This window comes from Candidatus Photodesmus blepharonis (assembly GCF_000731795.2).
In the GTDB taxonomy this organism is placed as follows: Bacteria; Pseudomonadota; Gammaproteobacteria; order Enterobacterales; family Vibrionaceae; genus Vibrio; species Vibrio blepharonis.
Genome location: NZ_JGVK01000027.1, coordinates 136,278 through 155,240 on the forward strand (window position 1 = coordinate 136,278; position 18,963 = coordinate 155,240).

Consider the following 18,963-nt stretch of genomic DNA (forward strand, 5'->3'; position numbering starts at 1 on the left):
ATGCTGTTAAAAACCTTTTCCAAGCTGAAAACGTTTTTTGTTTATCCTTATAGTTCTAAGCTCATTTTTGACAGACAGTTGGTATGGATTTCACTCTGCTTAATGATGATAGGTTTACTTGTTGTAGCTTCTGCTTCTGTTCCGATCAGTATACGTCTAACAAATCGTCCTTTCTATTTTATGTTTCGTCATTCAGTATTTTTAATTTTAGCCTTGTTTATATCAGCGGTAATTTTGCAAATTTCATTGCACTATTGGTTTAAGTATAGTTCAATTTTGCTTGCTATCTCATTCCTTTTCTTAGTATTTGTATTGGTCATGGGAAAATCAGTCAATGGTGCATCTCGATGGATTTCTTTAGGTGTGTTCAATTTTCAACCTGCAGAAGTTGCTAAGCTTTCCTTATTTGTATTTATGGCAGGATATTTAGTTCGTAAACAACAAGAAGTGCAAGAAACTTTCTTTGGTGGATTTATGAAGCCTATGATAGTGTTTGCATCTTTAGCTATTTTATTACTTGGTCAGCCAGATTTTGGAACAATAATTGTGATGTTAGTTACTTTATTTGGTATGCTTTTCATTGCAGGAGCAAAGATATCACAATTTATTGCACTTATGGTTTCCGGAGTTATAGCTATTATTGCTTTAATAGTGGCTAAGCCTTATCGTATGCAGAGAATTACTTCCTTCTTAGATCCTTGGCAAGATCCATTTGGAAGTGGCTATCAGTTGACTCAGTCATTAATGGCATTTGGTCGTGGTGCCTGGTTTGGTCAGGGATTAGGAAATTCAGTTCAAAAACTTGAGTATTTGCCAGAAGCTCACACTGATTTTGTACTTGCAGTGTTAGCTGAAGAGCTAGGCTTTGTCGGTGTTGTTTTAGTTCTTATGTTAATTTTCGTTTTGGTTATGAAAGCTATTTTTATTGGTGAGCAAGCTTTTAAAAATAACCAATTTTTTAGTGGTTATTTGGCGTTTGGCATTGGTATTTGGTTTGCGTTTCAAACATTAGTTAATGTAGGTGCTGTTGTAGGTATCATTCCGACTAAAGGGCTTACGTTACCATTGATTAGTTATGGTGGTTCAAGCTTAATTGTTATGTCTATTGCAATATCTATCTTGTTGCGTATTGACTACGAATGTAGGTTTTTGCTCCAGAATGGTTATTCTGCAGATAAAAAAATTAATGAAAAAGAATAAAAAAATAATGGTAATGGCTGGAGGAACTGGGGGACATGTGTTCTCAGGACTGGTCTTTGCTAAAAAACTTCAACGACGAGGTTGGAAAGTTTTTTGGCTTGGTAGCGCTGACCGTATTGAAGCAGATTTGATACCGAAGCAGGGTATTGAAATTAGTTTTATAAAAATCAGTAGTTTTTCAGAACAAGGGGTTTTGAATTTACTTAAAGTGTTCTTCCAGATTTTTTTATCAATTATAAAAACTAGGAAGTATATCAAAAGTTGGCAACCTGATGTGGTACTTGGTATGGGAGGATATATTAGTGGACCAGGAGGAATTGCTGCTTGGTTAAGCGGCGTTCCTTTAGTGTTACATGAACAAAATATGGTCGCTGGTTTAACGAATAAATGGCTAGCAAAAATTGCTAAGAAGGTTTTTCAAGCTTTTCCGGGTGCATTTTCGGCAGCAGAAGTGGTAGGTAATCCAGTGCGTGCCGAAGTAACGGAATTAGATTTTCCACGAGATCGTATGAAAGGACGAATTGGTCCTATTCGTATTTTAGTGATAGGGGGTAGTCAAGGATCACGAATCCTAAATGAAATCATGCCTAAAGTAATGTTTAAGCTGGGTAACGGTTATTGTGTTTTGCATCAAACTGGAAGGGGTGAGCAAAAAAGTGTTCTTGAATCTTATTTACAGGCTGATGTTACACAGAGTGAAGTAGTTGAGTTTATTGATAATATAGCACAAGCTTACGATTGGGCAGATCTATTGATATCTCGTTCTGGTGCTTTAACTATATCTGAGGTTTTAGTTGCTGGTATCGGAGCTATTTTTATTCCATTGACTCATAAGGATTGCCATCAAGTGCTTCATGCTAAGTATTTAGTAGAATGTGGTGCAGCAAAATTAATTGAGCAGTCAACATTAACTGTGCATGCTCTCGTTGATGAGATTGTTATGCTAAACAGAGAGCTTCTTATTGAAATGGCTAGTAATGCTCGCAAAGCAGCAAAGTTTGGAGCTGAAGAAATAGTGGCCGATGCAATTATTGCTTTAGCAAAGTGATGAGTTCAGATTCATGATCATGAAAGGTAGTAGAGATCTGATTAAAGTGTGCGCTGTTGTTCCTGAGATGCGTCGTGTGAAATCTATTCATTTTGTTGGTATTGGTGGTGCCGGAATGAGTGGTATCGCAGAAGTGTTGCTCAATGAAGGTTATCACATCAGTGGATCGGATGTGAATGAAACTTCTATAATTAGTCGATTGATTAGTAAGGGTGCTATTTTTTATCTTGATCATCAAGCAAGCAATATAGGAAAAGCAAGCGTGGTAGTAGTTTCAACTGCTATTAGTAAACAAAATCCAGAAATTATTGCAGCTCGTAAGCGTTGTGTTCCTGTTGTTAGCCGCGCAGAAATGTTAGCTGAATTGATGCGCTTTCGCCATGGGATCGCAATTGCAGGAACTCATGGAAAGACCACTACTACCGCCTTAGTTACCCAAATTTACTCAGAAGCTGGATTAGATCCAACCTTTGTAAATGGTGGTTTAATTAAAAGTGCCGGTAGTAATGCTCGTTTAGGATCCAGTCGTATTCTTATTGCGGAAGCCGATGAAAGCGATGCTTCATTTTTGCATTTGCAACCTATGGTAAGTATAATTACTAATATTGAAGCTGATCATATGGATACATATGGTGGAAATTTTGAAACCTTAAAGGAGACTTTTGTAGATTTTCTGCACAACTTACCATTTTATGGTCAAGCAATAGTATGTGTTGATGATCCTGTTCTACGTACCTTGATACCTAAAATAAGTCGTCCATTAATTACGTACGGTTTTTCAGAAGGTGCAGATGTACGGCTAGAAAATTATCATCAGCAGGGTTTGCAGAGCAAGTTTACTGTACTCCGTCGTAGCAAAAAAGATTTGGATATTACACTTAATATTCCAGGTCGTCATAATGCACTAAATGCTTTAGCAGCTATCGCTTTAGCAACAGAGGATAACATCGACGATAAAGTAATATTGTCAGCAATGGCTAAAACTCAAGGAACTGGGCGTCGTTTTGACTATTTAGGTGAATTTAATACAGGAAAAGGGAAGGTTGTTCTTGTTGATGATTATGGGCATCATCCAACAGAAGTTAATGTTACTATTAAGGCAGCTCGCACTGGTTGGCCGGAAAAACGTTTGGTAATGATTTTTCAACCTCATCGTTATGGTCGTACTCGTGACCTGTATGATGATTTTGTTAATGTACTAGAAAAGGTTGATGTGTTGATTATGCTTGATGTTTACGCTGCTGGTGAAAAATTCATTTTAGGTGCAGATAGTCGTTCTTTATGTCAAACAATTCGTAATCGTGGGATAGTTGCTCCAATTTTTATTGAAAAAGAAAGAATTTTACTTTCAGTTTTAGCCAATATTTTACAAGACGGTGACTTAGTGTTAACTCAAGGTGCAGGTGATATTGGTAAAGTAGCGAAGCAGCTTGCTACTCTTCAGTTAAATGTTAATAGAATGCAGTTTATATCAGAGATATAGAAATGTTTTGTGAAGTTTTGAGCAGTTTGTGTATCTCAATCTTTTAATTTATCACTTTCTGTATTTGATACTTTCAATTAGCCTAGTATAATTACGGGTAAAAACATTAACATTGCGTGTTACTTTCTTCTTTTGAAAAATTCAAGGGATTTAAAATCGAGCGAGGATAGCATGCTTTGATAAAGAATGCTTTAGGGGAAAATAGTTGTTTGTCTTATGTATCTCTAGTACAACGACATACTCCTGGTGGCTTATTTTTGCTAGTAGTTCTAGCGTCTATTGGTTCTCTTCTTTACTCAACATTGTCATGGATGTGGGATGAGCAGCGTTTACCACTTTCTAAAATGGTACTTAAGGGTGATTTGGATTACGTTACAGCGAGGGATGTACAGCTGGCTTTTGGTCAGTTGGAAAATATTGGAACATTTATGTCTCAAGATATAAATATCCTGCAAAATGCTTTGTCCTCAATCCCTTGGGTGTCACATGTTTCGATTCGTAAACAATGGCCTGATACAATTAAGATTTTTTTAAGTGAATATAATGCTGTAGCTATTTGGAATGAAGACCGATTTTTAAATGAGAAAGGAGATGTATTTAAGGCTGATGTTGGCAAACTAAAAGGTGATCGAGTCAAACTATATGGACCATTAAATAGTCATCAGGAAGTTTTAGCTGTTTGGAACAATGTATCACCTGTTTTTCAAGAGTTAGGTCTAAATATTGCCTCTTTAATTTTGAATGAGCGTCGCGCCTGGCAGATTATTTTGGATAATGGTATTTATCTTAAATTTGGTAAAAGATCATTAAACGAGCGAATAGAGCGTTTTTCAACGCTTTATAAAAATTTGGGAAGTAATGCCGAACAAGTTGATTATATTGATCTAAGATATGATACCGGAGCCGCTGTTGGTTGGCTACGCAAGCAGAAGTTAGGACAAGAGAGCGCATATGAGTAAGCCATCTAGTGACAATGTTATTGTCGCTCTTGATATAGGCACCGCAAACGTATCAGCTTTGCTTGGCGAGGTTTTGCCTGATGGACAGATTAACGTTCTGGGAGCAGGTACTACTCCATCTAGAGGTATGAAAAAGGGAGGAGTTAATGATCTTGAGTCAGTTGTTAGATCTATTCAACGAGCAGTAGACAAGGCTGAATTAATGGCAGAATATCAAATTAGTGATGTGTTTTTATCACTTTCTGATTCTCATATTGCAAGTCGAATAGAAAAGGGTATGGGCACGATTTCAGATCAAGAAGTGTCTCAAGAAGATATGGATCGTGCAATTCATACGGCTAAATCAATAAAGATCGGCAATGAGCAAAGAATTTTGCACGTGATCCCACAAGAATTTACCATTGATTCTCAAGACGGTATTAGAAATCCACTTGGACTTTCTGGTTTTCGTATAGAAGTAAGTGTTCATCTTATATCTTGTCATAGCGCTATGGCTAGAAATATTATTAAAGCTGTTGAAAGCTGTGGACTTAAAGTTGACCAACTTGTGTATTCAGGTTTAGCTGCTAGTAATGCTGTTATTACTGATGATGAACGTGAACTTGGTGTGTGTGTAGTTGATATTGGTGCTGGCACGATGGATGTATCTATTTGGACTGGTGGTTTTTTTCGTCATACTGAAGTTTTTTCTTATGCAGGTAATGCGGTTACTAGTGATATTGCGTTTGCATTTGGTATGTCTCTTAGCAGTGCTGAAGAAGTTAAAATTAAATATGGTTGTGCAATGAGCGAAATGATTCGTAAAGGTGACACAATTAATGTTCCAAGTATTGGTGGTCGTGTGTGTAGCTTAGAAAGACAGACATTGTCTGAGGTGATAGAAGCACGCTATACTGAACTAATGGGTTTAGTTAATCAGACTATTGATGTAGTTCAAAGTAAGTTACGTGACGATGGTGTTAAACATTATCTTTCAGCTGGTGTTGTTTTTACTGGAGGGGCTTCCCAAATAGATGGTTTGGCAGAATGTGCTGAACGGGTATTTCGTAATCAAGTTAGAGTTTGTAAGCCACTAAAAGTTGCTACTTCAACGGATTGCGTCAAAGAACCATATCATTCTACAGTGGTCGGTTTGCTTCATTATGCGAAAGATAATCAAGTAAGCGAGGATGTTGGATGTAGTGCATTCAAACCTCAGTTTGTGTTGAATTTTTTTGGTCGTTTGCGTAGTTGGATAAAAAAAGAGTTTTAATCTGGTCTAGAAAGAAATAGAAAAACGGAGATAACACATGTTTGAACCGATGATGGAAATGTCCGATGATGCTATAATTAAAGTTGTCGGGGTTGGTGGTGGTGGCGGAAACGCTGTAGAACATATGGTGCGTGAATCCATCGAAGGCGTAGAATTTATCAGTGTTAATACTGATGCTCAGGCATTGCGCAAAACAAGTGTAAGCAGTGTTATTCAGATTGGTGGCGATATCACAAAAGGTCTTGGTGCAGGAGCAAATCCACAGGTAGGTCGTGAAGCTGCTCTAGAAGATCGTGAAAGAATTAAAGGAGTTTTAAATGGTGCTGATATGGTGTTTATCGCAGCTGGTATGGGGGGAGGAACTGGAACTGGTGCTGCTCCTGTCATTGCTGAAGTTACCAGGGAGCTTGGTATCTTGACTGTGGCTGTTGTGACCAAGCCATTTAGTTTTGAAGGTAAAAAGCGTTTGGCATTTGCAGAGCAAGGAATTGAAGAACTTTCCAAGCATGTTGATTCTTTGATTACGATTCCAAACGAGAAATTATTAAAAGTCTTAGGCCGAGGTATCACATTGCTTGAAGCTTTTGCCAGTGCGAATGATGTTCTCAAGAATGCAGTGCAAGGCATCGCAGAGCTTATTACTCGTCCTGGTATGATTAATGTTGATTTTGCAGATGTGCGCACAGTTATGTCTGAGATGGGTCATGCAATGATGGGGAGTGGTGTGTCTAAAGGTGAAGATCGTGCTGAGGAAGCAGCTGAATCCGCAATTTCTAGTCCTTTGCTTGAAGATATTGATTTGGCTGGTGCGCGCGGCGTTCTGGTGAATATTACTGCTGGTTTAGATATGCGTTTAGATGAGTTTGAAATTGTAGGTAACACTGTTAAAGAATTTGCTTCTGATAATGCAACAGTTGTGATTGGAACGTCTTTAGATCCTGATATGACTGAAGAAATTCGAGTTACCGTTGTAGCAACAGGTATCGGTGCCGAGAAGCAGTCCGACATTGCCTTGACTTCGGGTACTCAAGCTAAGATTGCTTATTCCTCTCAAAAAGCAGTAAAAATTGAGGATACGCTAGGACAGTCTGTATCGGAAAATTCCCCAATAATTTCTCAACCTTCTGCTGTATCGCTAGAAAATAGTCAGGGTTTGAGAACAAAATCGGAAAAAGATGGTGGGTATTTGGATATTCCAGCGTTTTTACGTCGTCAGGCTGATTGAGGGAGATATATGATCAGACAACGTACTTTAAAGGAAATAGTTAAGACTACTGGTGTGGGTCTCCATTCTGGTCGTAAGGTGACGCTTACTCTTCGTCCTGCTGTTGCAAATGCTGGTATCATCTATCGTCGCACTGATCTTAATCCTCCCGTAGATTTTCCAGCTAATCCAGAATCCGTTCGTGATACTACGCTGTGCACAACACTGGTTAATGATATAGGCGTGCGTATTGCGACAGTTGAGCATTTAAACGCTGCACTTGCAGGTGTAGGCATTGATAATGTTATTATTGAAGTTGATGCATCTGAAGTCCCTATTATGGATGGTAGTGCTAGTCCTTTTGTTTTTTTATTACAACAAGCTGGTATCGAAACTTTGAGTGTGCCTAAACGCTTTATTCGTGTTAAGAAGACAGTGCGTTTTGAAGATGGTGACAAATGGGCAGAGCTTGTCCCATATAATGGTTTTCGTATGGATTTTAAGATTAAATTTAATCATCCAGCAATTGACTCTGATCAACAGCATTTACGTTTTGATTTTTCATTTCAAAGTTTTTTAAAAAAGATTGCACGTGCCAGAACTTTTGGTTTTATGCATGATATTGAATGTCTTCAACTGAAAAATTTGTGTCTTGGCGGTAGTTTTGATTGCGCGATTGTGTTGGATGAATATCGAATTCTTAATGAAGAAGGCCTTCGTTTTGAAAATGAATTTGTTGCTCATAAGGTGCTCGATGCTATTGGTGATTTATATATGTGTGGGCATGCTATCGTAGGCGAATTTCGTGCTTACAAGTCTGGACATGGATTAAATAATCGATTACTAAGAGCTCTTCTTGCAGACGAAGAAGCATGGGAATTAGCAGTGTTTGAAGAAGCAGTTGGCTCGCCAGTTGCTTTTGCTGAGCCTGGTTTATTGTCGGCATAGCTGATTTATGAAAAATTTGTACTAAAAGTTAATCGATATTTTTTTTGTTTATTTTTCCAAGTTCTACTAATTTTTTTAATCGTTTTTGAATCTTTGAGGAAGTAATCTTTGAGCTCATCAATATAGCTTGAGTGGTGTGCTTTGATGGTGTTTTAGGTTCTTTTTCTGGATTGTTAGTCATATAGTTAAACTGCTTGTTTCTGTATAAATCTGGATTGATTTTAATCCTCACTTTAGTTAGATAGCCGAAACCACTATCTTTTAATCGATTTAAGATCATTGGAATGTCAGAATCAATTTTTATTTTTAATGAGGCACTAGCACTTTCAATAATTAAGCAGTTTTTTCTCACATTTGCTACGCGATAATAATTAACTGTTTTTTTAGAAAGAATTTTTTTTAATTCCTGATTAATTTTTAAAAGTTTTTCCGCATGCTTTTGAATCGAATTGAGCTCCGATTTTGAGATAAGGTTCTGAAATAAAGTTGGGCGATGATTTCTCATAAATGGCATCATTGCTGAATTATCTTTGGGCATTCTAAGCCATATGTTCATGTAATAATAGAAGTTTATATATAATAGATATAAAAGTAACAAAACTTTTAAAATAAGTAGTGTTTTTTACCGTTGAAGTTGTTTAAATATAATCCGTTGGTTATAGTCGAGCTTTGAAATTTATTTTTTATCATGGTTTTACTGGCGTATAGTTTATCTCATGTATTCTTACATATAAAAAAAGTTGAAGCATATTGGAAGAGAGATTTTAAATAAATGATCACTAAGCTACTAACTAAATTTATTGGTAGTCGCAATGAAAGAACATTATGTTTTCTTAAGAAAATTGTAAAGAAAATTAATGACTATGAATCTAGGTTCGTATCTTTTTCCGACAGTAATTTAAAAGAAAAGACTATCGAGTTTCGTCAACGCATTAAGCAAGGTGAATCACTGGATAATTTACTTCCTGAAGCATTTGCAACATTGCGTGAAGCATCCAAGCGTGTATGTGGGATGCGACACTTCGATGTGCAACTAATTGGAGGGATAGTACTCAATTCTGGAAAAATAGCAGAAATGCGTACAGGTGAAGGAAAAACTTTAACGGCTACTTTACCTGCCTATTTAAATGCTTTAGCAGGTAAAGGAGTTCATATTGTAACGGTGAATGATTATTTAGCTAGGCGTGACGCAGAGGTTAATCGTCCACTTTTTGAATTTCTTGATATGAGTGTTGGTGTAAACATATCTAATATGTTGGTGAAAGAAAAAAAAGAGGCTTATCAAACTGATATTTTATACGGTACAAACAATGAATTTGGTTTTGATTACTTGCGTGATAATATGGTGTTCCGTAGTGAGGATCGTGTTCAACGTGAGCGTTTTTTTGCTGTAGTTGATGAAGTAGACTCGATCTTGATTGATGAAGCTCGTACTCCTCTTGTGATTTCTGGGCCTACAGAAAATAGTTCTGATCTCTATGCTTCTATTAATTCGTTGATTCCTTTTTTGCGTAGACAGGATAAAGAGGATTCAGAGGATTATCGAGGTGATGGACATTATACAGTTGATGAAAAATCCAAGCAGGTTTACTTAACTGAAACAGGTCAAGATTTTGTTGAGGAACTGCTGTTTCAAAATAATTTGATGAAAAGGGATGATACTCTTTATTCGCCAAGTAATATTAGTTTGTTACATCATGTTAATGCTGCTTTACGTGCGCATGTGTTGTATGAGAAGAATGTTGACTATATTGTTCATAAGGATGAGATTATTATTGTAGACGAACATACGGGACGCACAATGCTAGGCCGTCGTTGGTCTGAAGGTCTACATCAAGCGGTGGAGGCGAAAGAGGGAGTAAAAATTCAAAATGAGAACCAAACTTTGGCATCAATTACTTTTCAGAACTACTTCCGTTTATATGAAAAATTGTCAGGCATGACAGGTACTGCAGATACTGAGGCATTTGAGTTTCAATCAATCTATGGATTGGAGACAGTTGTGATCTCAACTAATAAGCCAATGATTCGTCATGATATGCCAGATATGATTTATCGCACTGAAACTGAGAAATTCAGAGCGATTATTGAAGATATTAAAGAGCGTGTTAAAAAAGGTCAGCCTTCTCTTGTTGGTACAGTTTCCATTGAAAAATCAGAATTACTTTCTAATGCTCTAAGTAAAGCTAATATTAAACATAATGTATTAAATGCTAAATTTCATGAACATGAGGCTGAAATTATCTCTAAAGCTGGCATGCCAAGCGCGGTGACAATTGCAACTAATATGGCTGGTCGCGGTACTGATATTGTGTTAGGTGGAAGTTGGAAAGAACAAGTTGCATCTTTTGATAATCCAACTCAAGAACAAATCAGTGTCATTAAAGCGAAATGGAAGATTCTTCATAATCAGGTGATTGAAGCGGGTGGGTTGCATATTATAGGTACTGAGCGTCATGAGTCTCGTCGTATTGATAATCAGTTGCGTGGTCGGTCTGGTCGTCAGGGTGATCCTGGATCTTCGCGTTTTTATTTGTCAATGGAAGATTCTTTGCTTCGTATTTTTACATCTGATCGTATTGCAGGTTTTATTCAGAGTGGTATGGATGAAGGTGAAGCAATCGAGAGTAAGCTGTTATCTCGTTCTATTGAAAGAGCTCAACGTAAAGTGGAAGGTCGTAATTTTGATATTCGTAAGCAATTGCTTGAGTATGATGATGTTGCAAATGATCAGCGTAAGGTAGTCTATGAGCTTCGAGATGAACTTATGAGTGTTGATACTATTACTGAAATACTTGAAAAAAATCGTAGTGATGTGATTACCTCAGTAATTGATGAATATGTTCCCTTGCACTCTTTGGAAGGAGGGATATCGAATATAGCTGATCTTGAAATACGTTTAAAAAATGATTTTGATCTTCATGTATCGATTCAATCTTGGTTGAATTTAGATGATCAGTTGAGAGAAGAGGAGATATACAAAAAAATTTTAGAAGAAGCTACTAGGGTTTATAAACAGAAAGAAAAATTATTGGGAAAGTTGGTGCTTCGTAATTTTGAGAAATCAGTTATGTTACAAACTTTGGATGTTCTTTGGAAAGAGCATTTAGTCGCTATGGACTATTTACGTCAAGGTATTCATCTGCGCGGTTACGCCCAAAAAAATCCTCAGCAGGAATACAAACGTGAATCTTTTGAGCTATTTGGGCGTTTTCTAGATTCGCTCAAATTTGATGCAGTTTCGACATTATCAAAAATTTCTGTTCAACAAAAGCAAGAAGTTCAACATGTTCAAGTTCATCCTGTAATGCGTGAAGGACGTAAGATAGGTCGTAATGAACTTTGCCCATGCGAGAGTGGTAAGAAGTACAAGCATTGTCATGGAAGAGTAGATTAGCATGGCGTATGCCCTATAAAACAGAGTCGCTTGAGCGACTTTATTTGTTTAAGGATGAGGTTAAATGCTAAAAATTATATGGTGAAATTTTTTCATGTTGTTGCAGCGATTATTTTGAATCGTACTAAATCAAAGATCTTTATCACTAAGCGTTTCAAAAATTTGCATAAAGGTGGTTACTGGGAATTTCCTGGTGGTAAAATTGAGGTTGGAGAAAATCCAGAAAAGGCGTTAGTTAGAGAATTAAACGAGGAAGTAGGAATAGTCGTCAAAAAGTTTAGTTATTTTGGAGGTTTATTCCACTGTTATTTGGATAGAAGGTTACAACTCGATTTTTTTGTAGTATATAGGTTTGATAATTATCCATTTGGGAAAGAGGGACAGGAAGGAAGATGGGTGAAAATAAATGAATTGGAAAATTATCAGTTCCCTGAAGCTAATACACGCATCTTGCAGAATATTAAAAAATTGTTAGGCGGTGGATTATGTCTTAATTTAGGTCCAGTCAGATAATACTATTGTGAAAAATAGATTCAGAAAATTTTATATGTTCGTTATATTTCTACACTTGGAATTTGAGATAACATGGAGAATGTTGAAATGATAAGGATTGGAATTTCAGGAGTAGCAGGTCGAATGGGACGTAGCTTGGCAAAGGTAACTCATTTGAATCAAGATATGATTGTTGTAGCAGGTTTTGAGCGTCCAGGTTCTTCCTTTATTGGAGTAGAAATTGGTGAGCTATATGGCGAGGTTAACGATAAAGTTGTTTTAAAAGATAGTTTAGATGAATCGACACCAGATTTCGATATTCTTGTAGATTTTACGATACCAGAGAACACTTTAAAAAATGTCAAGTTTTGTAAGAAGCATAATAAAAAAATGGTAATAGGTACAACAGGATTCAGTGATAAGGAACGTATTTTTATTGAAGAAGCAGCCAAAGAAATAGCTATTGTGATGGCCCCGAATTATAGCATAGGTATCAATTTGATTCTAAAACTGCTAGAAAAAGCAACAAAGGTAATGGGAAGTTGTTGTGATATTGAAATACTTGAGGCTCATCATCGTTGCAAAGTTGATATACCTTCTGGAACAGCCGTTAGGATGGGAGAAGTGATTGCTGAGACCATGGGAAACAATTTAAGCGATGTGGCTTTTTACAACCAAGATTCTAATTGTGCTGAACGTATTAATGGAGGAATTGGTTTTTCAACAATAAGATCTGGTGATATCGTTGGTGAGCATACTGTGATGTTTGTTGGCGTTGCTGAGCGTATAGAAATTACTCACAAAGCTTCAGATCGTATGGCCTTTGCTAATGGTGCTATTAGAGCTGTTGCTTGGTTAAATTGTCAGAAAGATGCAGGTCTTTTTACTATGATCGATGTTTTAGGATTAAGCAATCTTTAGCTTATACTACTTTATTCGGTGTTTACATGAAATATTCATCATAATTTTTTAAAGCAAAGCCTTAAATTATCCATTCATTATATATGAATTGTTGGATTTGACTTAATTATTTATTGAATAACAAACTTGTTTTTCAGGTCTTTCGTGCGCTATCTTTTTATATTATTGCTATAGCGATTATCTTTTATGTCATTGATGAACGTTGACACGTATTGTATACATCCTTAGACTGTCTGAGGATTATCTAAAACCTTCTTGATTTAGCAATAAATATAAATTAGAGAAGATGAGGTTAAAGTTCGATTTTTGCGTTTTTTATTCTGGAGGTATCTTGAGTAAATCAGCATTATTAGTGCTAGAGGATGGAACGGAATTTTATGGTATTTCTATTGGTGTGTATGGTTTATCAGTTGGTGAGGTGGTTTTCAATACTTCGATGACAGGATACCAAGAGATACTGACTGATCCTTCTTATTTCCAACAAATTATTACGCTTACCTATCCTCATATAGGTAATACTGGGGTTAGTTTAGAAGATGAAGAATCTTCCTTAATTCATGCGAAAGGTCTCATAATTCGTGATTTCCCTTCGGCGTTTTCTAGTTTTCGCAGTGAACAATCTCTTTCAGATTATTTAATTTCTCAGAATGTTGTTGGTATAGCTGATGTTGATACTCGTAAATTAACTCGTATTCTTCGTAAAAAAGGTTCACAAAATGGCTGTATTATTTCTGGAGAAAAACCTGATAGGATGTTGGCTTTGTCTGAAGCAAGAAAATTTCCTGGTTTAAAGGGAATGGAGCTTGCCAAGGAGATCACAACAAAGGAAATATATTGTTGGAAGCAAGGTTCTTGGAGATTTGATAGGGGTTTTTCTGAAGTAGAAGATGAGAAATTGCCATATCATATCGTTGTCTATGATTTCGGTGTAAAGCGTAATATTCTGCGTATGTTGGTCGATCGTGGTTGTCGATTAACGGTTGTTCCTGCAGAAATGTCAGCCGAAGATGTACTGGAATTAAATCCGGATGGTGTCTTTTTATCCAACGGTCCGGGTGATCCTGAAGTCTGTACATATGCTATTGAAGCAACAAAGGTTTTTTTAGAAAAAAGTTTACCAATTTTTGGTATTTGCTTAGGTCATCAAATTTTAGCCTTAGCTTCTGGTGCCAAAACAGTAAAAATGAAGTTCGGTCACCACGGTGCAAATCATCCAGTTCAGGATATTGAACATGGTGTAATAATGATAACTTCACAGAATCATAGTTTTGTAGTAGATGAAGTAACATTACCTAGAAACTTAAAAACAACACATAGATCTTTGTTTGATGGTTCTGTGCAAGGTATTCGACGTATAGACAAACCAGCATTTAGTTTTCAAGGGCATCCAGAAGCCAGTCCTGGTCCACATGATGCAGCACCGTTATTTGATCGTTTTATTGATTTGGTTAAACAGAATATAGCCTAGGAGAACATAGCAGTTGCTAAAAAATATTGAGATTAAAAGCGTCTTAATTCTTGGTGCAGGTCCTATTGTCATAGGTCAGGCTTGTGAGTTTGATTATTCTGGAGTCCAAGCTTGTAAAGCTTTACGCGAAGAGGGATATCGGGTTATTCTTGTCAATTCTAACCCTGCCACTATTATGACTGATCCTGATGTGGCTGATGTAACTTATATTGAAGCAATTCATTGGGAAGTTGTACGCAGGATCATTCTTAAAGAGCGTCCGGATGCTCTTTTGCCAACAATGGGTGGTCAAACTGCGCTTAATTGTGCTTTAGAGTTAGAAAAACAAGGTGTTTTAAAAGAATTTAATGTTGAAATGATTGGAGCTACTGCTAATGCTATTGACAAGGCAGAAAATCGCTCTCGTTTCGATAAAGCAATGAGATCTATTGGTCTTCAGTGCCCTCGCTCTGGTACAGCAAAAACCATTGAAGAAGCTTATACTGTTCTCGAGATGGTTGGTTTTCCTTGTATTATCCGTCCATCTTTTACTATGGGAGGGAGTGGTGGTGGTATTGCTTACAATGAAGAGGAGTTTGAAGAAATTTGTCTCCGTGGCTTAGATCTGTCTTCAACGAGTGAGCTTCTGATTGATGAATCTTTAATTGGTTGGAAAGAGTATGAGATGGAAGTCATACGCGATAAGATAGATAATTGTATTATTGTATGCACAATTGAAAATTTTGATCCAATGGGAATTCATACTGGTGATTCAATCACTGTAGCTCCTGCTCAAACGTTAACTGATAAGCAATATCAACTCATGCGTAATGCTGCTTTAGCAGTGTTGCGTGAAGTTGGTATTGAAACTGGTGGTGCAAATGTGCAGTTTGCTATTAATCCAAAAGATGGTCGTATGGTTGTGATTGAGATGAATCCTCGAGTATCTCGTTCTTCTGCTCTAGCTTCAAAGGCAACAGGCTTCCCTATTGCAAAAATTTCGGCAAAGTTAGCAGTTGGTTTCACTCTTGATGGGTTAATGAATGAGATAACTGGTGCTGTAACGCCTGCCTCTTTTGAACCAACTATCGATTATGTTGTAACTAAGGTTCCTCGTTTTAATTTCGAAAAATTTGCAGGTGCAAACGATCGCTTGAGCACGCAAATGAAGTCAGTAGGTGAAGTTATGGCAATAGGTCGAAACCAACAGGAATCATTGCAAAAAGCTTTACGTGGATTAGAGGTGGGTGTCAGCGGTTTTGATGAGATGGTTGATTTAGATGCTTCCGATGCATTAATAAAAATTCGTTATGAGTTAGAAAAAGCAGGTTCTTGGCGTATTTGGTATATTGCCGATGCGTTTCGCGCTAACATGTCTGTTGATGAGGTTTTTCAATTAACACAGATTGATCCTTGGTTTTTAGCTCAGATTGAAGATATTGTTTATTTGGAAAAAAGGATTAAAGTTATTGGTTTTTCTGGTCTTAATAAACAAGTGCTTACTAAAATGAAGCGCAGAGGTTTTTCTGATGCGCGTTTGTCTACAATCTTAGATGTTTCTGAAAACCAAGTTCGTTATTTACGCAACCAGTATGGAATTCACCCTGTCTACAAGCGTGTGGATACTTGTGCTGCGGAGTTTGCTTCTAATACAGCTTATATGTATTCTTCTTATGATGAAGAATGTGAAGCATATCCTACCAATAGAGAAAAAATTATGATCTTAGGCGGTGGTCCCAACCGTATTGGTCAAGGTATTGAATTTGATTATTGTTGTGTCCACGCATCATTAGCATTACGCGAGGATGGTTATGAAACAATCATGGTAAATTGCAATCCTGAAACTGTTTCAACAGATTACGACATATCTGATCGTCTGTATTTTGATCCAATTACGCTAGAAGATATACTGTCTATTGTTCGTGTTGAAAAACCAAGGGGTGTAATTGTACAGTTTGGTGGTCAGACTCCACTTAAGTTGGCTCGCGCTCTTGAAGAGGCTGGCGTACCAATCATTGGTACGAGCTCTGAGGCTATTGATTATGCGGAAGATAGAGAACGTTTTCAATTAGCCGTAGATAGCTTAGGTTTACTTCAACCTAACAACGCAACAGTAATGAAAATAGATCAAGCTATTGAAAAATCAAAGGAAATTGGTTTTCCACTTATAGTTCGTCCTTCGTATGTTCTCGGTGGTCGTGCGATGGAAATCGTATACGATGAGCAGGATTTATATCGTTATTTTAGCGATGCAGTGAGTGTTTCAAATGAGTCACCAGTGCTGCTTGATCATTTTCTTGATGATGCAATTGAAGTTGACATTGATGTCGTTTGCGATGGTAAATATGTACTTATAGGTGGTATCATGGAGCATATTGAGCAAGCGGGTATTCATTCTGGCGATTCTGCATGTTCTCTTCCTGCGCGTACATTAACTCAAGAAATCCAAGATCTCATGCGGGTACAAGTAAGGAAGCTTGCCTTTGAACTAAATGTTTTAGGACCAATGAATACACAGTTTGCGGTTAAGAATAATAAGGTATATTTAATCGAGGTAAATCCTCGAGCGTCACGTACTGTTCCGTTTGTTTCAAAGGCAACAGGTATACCAATTGCTAAAATTGCAGCTCGTGTAATGGTTGGGCAATCTCTTGAGTTGCAGGGTTTTAGAAAAGAGGTTATTCCTCCTTATCATTCAGTGAAAGAAGCTATTTTTTCGTTTAACAAATTTCCTGGTTCTGATCCGTTATTAGGTCCAGAAATGCGTTCAACCGGTGAGGTTATGGGCGTTGCTACAACGTTTGATGAAGCTTATGCTAAAGCAAAGTTAAGTTGCGGTGATGTGCATCCTAAATGTGGTCGCGTTCTTCTTTCGGTACGTGAAGCGGATAAAAAACGAGCTGTAGATTTGGCGTTTAAGTTGATTAAATTAGGTTATCAATTAGATGCAACTCATGGGACTGCAATTGCTCTTAGCGAGGCCGGTATTAATTCTCGTTTGGTTAATAAGGTTCATGAAGGACATCCACATATTCTTGACCGTATCGAAAATAACGAGTATGACTATATCGTGAACACCACTTCAGGTCGACAAGCGATTGAAGATTCAAGAGTTTTGCGTCGTAGTGCACTGATCGAGAAAGTGAATTATACAACAACATTAAATGCAGCATTTGCAACTTGTATGGCGTATGCGGTCGATGACTCTCACACAGTAACCTCGATTCAGGAATTGCATGAAAGAATTAAGAGAAGTTTGAGTTGATGATATAACAGTAAGAATTTTTTTAAAAAATACTATGGTTTCTTGGAGTGCATGCTTACTTTCATTAATTTAAGTATTTCAATTGTTACTTCTGACAAAATCTTTGGTATAGTATCTGGGAGCAGCTTTTTAAAGTTTTCTGCTGAGTTATGGTTAGCGACATCAGAAATCACGCGTACTACGATAAACGGTACATTAAATTGATGACAAGTTTGAGCAACGGCCGCCCCTTCCATTTCAACTGCAACAGCTGATGGAAAATATTTTTGGATGAATTTTCGATGTTTGGTATTACAGACGAAAGTGTCACCTGTACAGATGAGGCCTTCCATTACATGTGTTTCAATTTGAGAAGAAGCTCTCTTAGCAAGTCTGACAAGTTCTTGGTCGCTGGAGAAAACTAACGGTTGACCTGCCATTTTTCCCATTTTGTACCCAAATCCAGTCATGTTCACATCGTGATAACATAGTTTGCTTCCAATGACGATATCGCTAGGGTTAAGATTAGCACTGAAGGCGCCCGCGGATCCTATGTTGATGATAATATTGGATTGGTATTTTTCCAAAAGAGTGGCTACACCAATTGTCGCTGCAACTTTTCCGATACCAGATTGATTAACTACTATGTTTATATCGTTTAGTTTACCAAAAAAGAACTTACAGTTATTTGCGCTTGTCACCTTAGTCAGGGACATATTTTCTTTTAAAATGGAAACCTCTTGTTGCATCGCAGCTAGAATGCCAATTCTCATCGTGTTATTATATTTTAGAAAAGTGAACTTGGAATGAGTATACTATGAGAAATATTTTTGCCAAAAAATATTGTAATCGAATGCCAGGTAGGTTGATATGTTTAATTAATCTACTTATAATTCCGAGTTCTACGTGGTAGTTCGAAGCAGAGAGATTGACTACTGCTACTTAAGAAACTTATTCTTATCTTCGTAAGAGGAAATTATGTCTCTAAATAAACAAACTAAAGCAGCGATTATCGCTGAATATGCCAAGAGCGAAAGCGATACCGGTTCGCCAGAAGTTCAAGCAGCTTTGCTGACAGCTTCAATTAATAATCTACAAGATCATTTTAAAATTCATAAGGGTGATCATCATAGTCGTCGCGGTCTTTTATTTATGGTTTCGCGCCGTCGTAAACTTCTTGATTATTTAAAAGTTAAAGATCTCATTCGTTACCAACGTATAATAGAACGCTTGGATTTACGTCGATAAATTCATAATTTTAAGTTTGTTTATAAAAGGGGCACGAAAGCCCTTTTTTTATTCTCCAAACTTTCCCAAACAATCTCTGTAGTTTATACTATTCCAAATCGAGGTTGCTTCCAAAGTTTT

General features: G+C 37.1%; 15 protein-coding genes. 13 read left to right on the plus strand and 2 right to left on the minus strand.

Annotation, left to right across the window (positions count from 1 at the left end; translation table 11 throughout):
* The 7 genes from ftsW to lpxC all read left to right on the plus strand — a co-directional run bounded on the left by ftsW (position 1) and on the right by lpxC (position 8,094).
* Positions 1-1,200 carry a cell division protein FtsW gene (gene ftsW, locus CF67_RS03580; RefSeq protein ID WP_052538092.1) on the plus strand — a complete coding sequence of 400 codons (1,200 nt, stop codon included), beginning with the start codon at positions 1-3 and terminating at the stop codon, positions 1,198-1,200.
* Entirely contained in the window at positions 1,187-2,248 is a 1,062-nt protein-coding gene (murG, locus tag CF67_RS03585) for an undecaprenyldiphospho-muramoylpentapeptide beta-N-acetylglucosaminyltransferase (RefSeq protein ID WP_034414741.1), read from the plus strand. Before ftsW ends, murG begins: the two co-directional genes overlap by 14 nt.
* Positions 2,249-2,261: 13 nt before the next feature.
* Positions 2,262-3,731, plus strand: coding sequence for a UDP-N-acetylmuramate--L-alanine ligase (gene murC, locus CF67_RS03590; RefSeq protein ID WP_034414527.1), 1,470 nt, complete (start codon positions 2,262-2,264; stop codon positions 3,729-3,731).
* Positions 3,732-3,907: 176 nt separating this feature from the next.
* Positions 3,908-4,690 carry a cell division protein FtsQ/DivIB gene (locus tag CF67_RS03595; RefSeq protein ID WP_034414530.1) on the plus strand — a complete coding sequence of 261 codons (783 nt, stop codon included), beginning with the start codon at positions 3,908-3,910 and terminating at the stop codon, positions 4,688-4,690.
* Positions 4,683-5,942: a cell division protein FtsA gene (gene ftsA, locus CF67_RS03600; RefSeq protein ID WP_034414531.1), complete on the plus strand. Its 1,260-nt coding sequence runs from the start codon at positions 4,683-4,685 to the stop codon at positions 5,940-5,942. Before CF67_RS03595 ends, ftsA begins: the two co-directional genes overlap by 8 nt.
* A gap of 37 nt (positions 5,943-5,979) precedes the next feature.
* On the plus strand, positions 5,980-7,167 hold the full coding sequence (ftsZ, locus tag CF67_RS03605; RefSeq protein WP_034414533.1) for a cell division protein FtsZ: 1,188 nt from the start codon (positions 5,980-5,982) through the stop codon (positions 7,165-7,167).
* A 9-nt stretch (positions 7,168-7,176) separates the two neighbouring features.
* Positions 7,177-8,094, plus strand: coding sequence for a UDP-3-O-acyl-N-acetylglucosamine deacetylase (gene lpxC, locus CF67_RS03610; protein ID WP_034414534.1), 918 nt, complete (start codon positions 7,177-7,179; stop codon positions 8,092-8,094).
* Between the two features lie 28 nt (positions 8,095-8,122).
* Here the strand turns inward: lpxC and CF67_RS03615 are convergent, their stop codons facing one another.
* Positions 8,123-8,632 (minus strand): DUF721 domain-containing protein, encoded by a 510-nt coding sequence (locus CF67_RS03615; RefSeq protein WP_172642391.1) that lies wholly within the window; start codon positions 8,630-8,632, stop codon positions 8,123-8,125.
* A 234-nt stretch (positions 8,633-8,866) separates the two neighbouring features.
* Between CF67_RS03615 and secA the strand changes: the two genes are divergently transcribed.
* From secA to carB, 5 genes are all read left to right on the plus strand, one after another.
* Positions 8,867-11,491, plus strand: coding sequence for a preprotein translocase subunit SecA (gene secA / locus CF67_RS03620; protein ID WP_034414536.1), 2,625 nt, complete (start codon positions 8,867-8,869; stop codon positions 11,489-11,491).
* Positions 11,492-11,572: 81 nt separating this feature from the next.
* Complete coding sequence (gene mutT / locus CF67_RS03625; protein WP_052538117.1) at positions 11,573-12,004, plus strand: 8-oxo-dGTP diphosphatase MutT; 432 nt, start codon at positions 11,573-11,575, stop codon at positions 12,002-12,004.
* An 87-nt stretch (positions 12,005-12,091) separates the two neighbouring features.
* A complete protein-coding gene (gene dapB / locus CF67_RS03630) occupies positions 12,092-12,904 on the plus strand; it encodes a 4-hydroxy-tetrahydrodipicolinate reductase (RefSeq protein ID WP_034414747.1) in 813 nt (270 codons plus the stop codon).
* A gap of 331 nt (positions 12,905-13,235) precedes the next feature.
* On the plus strand, positions 13,236-14,372 hold the full coding sequence (gene carA / locus CF67_RS03635; protein WP_034414749.1) for a glutamine-hydrolyzing carbamoyl-phosphate synthase small subunit: 1,137 nt from the start codon (positions 13,236-13,238) through the stop codon (positions 14,370-14,372).
* 13 nt (positions 14,373-14,385) lie between these two features.
* Positions 14,386-17,616: a carbamoyl-phosphate synthase large subunit gene (carB, locus tag CF67_RS03640; RefSeq protein WP_034414539.1), complete on the plus strand. Its 3,231-nt coding sequence runs from the start codon at positions 14,386-14,388 to the stop codon at positions 17,614-17,616.
* 32 nt (positions 17,617-17,648) lie between these two features.
* On the opposite strand, the gene CF67_RS03645 is transcribed toward carB, so the two are convergent.
* The gene (locus CF67_RS03645) at positions 17,649-18,368 is read right to left on the minus strand and encodes a 5'-methylthioadenosine/adenosylhomocysteine nucleosidase (protein ID WP_034414541.1); all 720 of its coding nucleotides are present in this window, start codon (positions 18,366-18,368) and stop codon (positions 17,649-17,651) included.
* Between the two features lie 205 nt (positions 18,369-18,573).
* Here CF67_RS03645 and rpsO point away from each other — a divergent pair, with 205 nt between their 5' ends.
* Positions 18,574-18,843, plus strand: a complete 270-nt coding sequence (gene rpsO / locus CF67_RS03650; protein ID WP_034414544.1) for a 30S ribosomal protein S15 — start codon at positions 18,574-18,576, stop codon at positions 18,841-18,843.
* Positions 18,844-18,963: the final 120 nt, after the last annotated feature.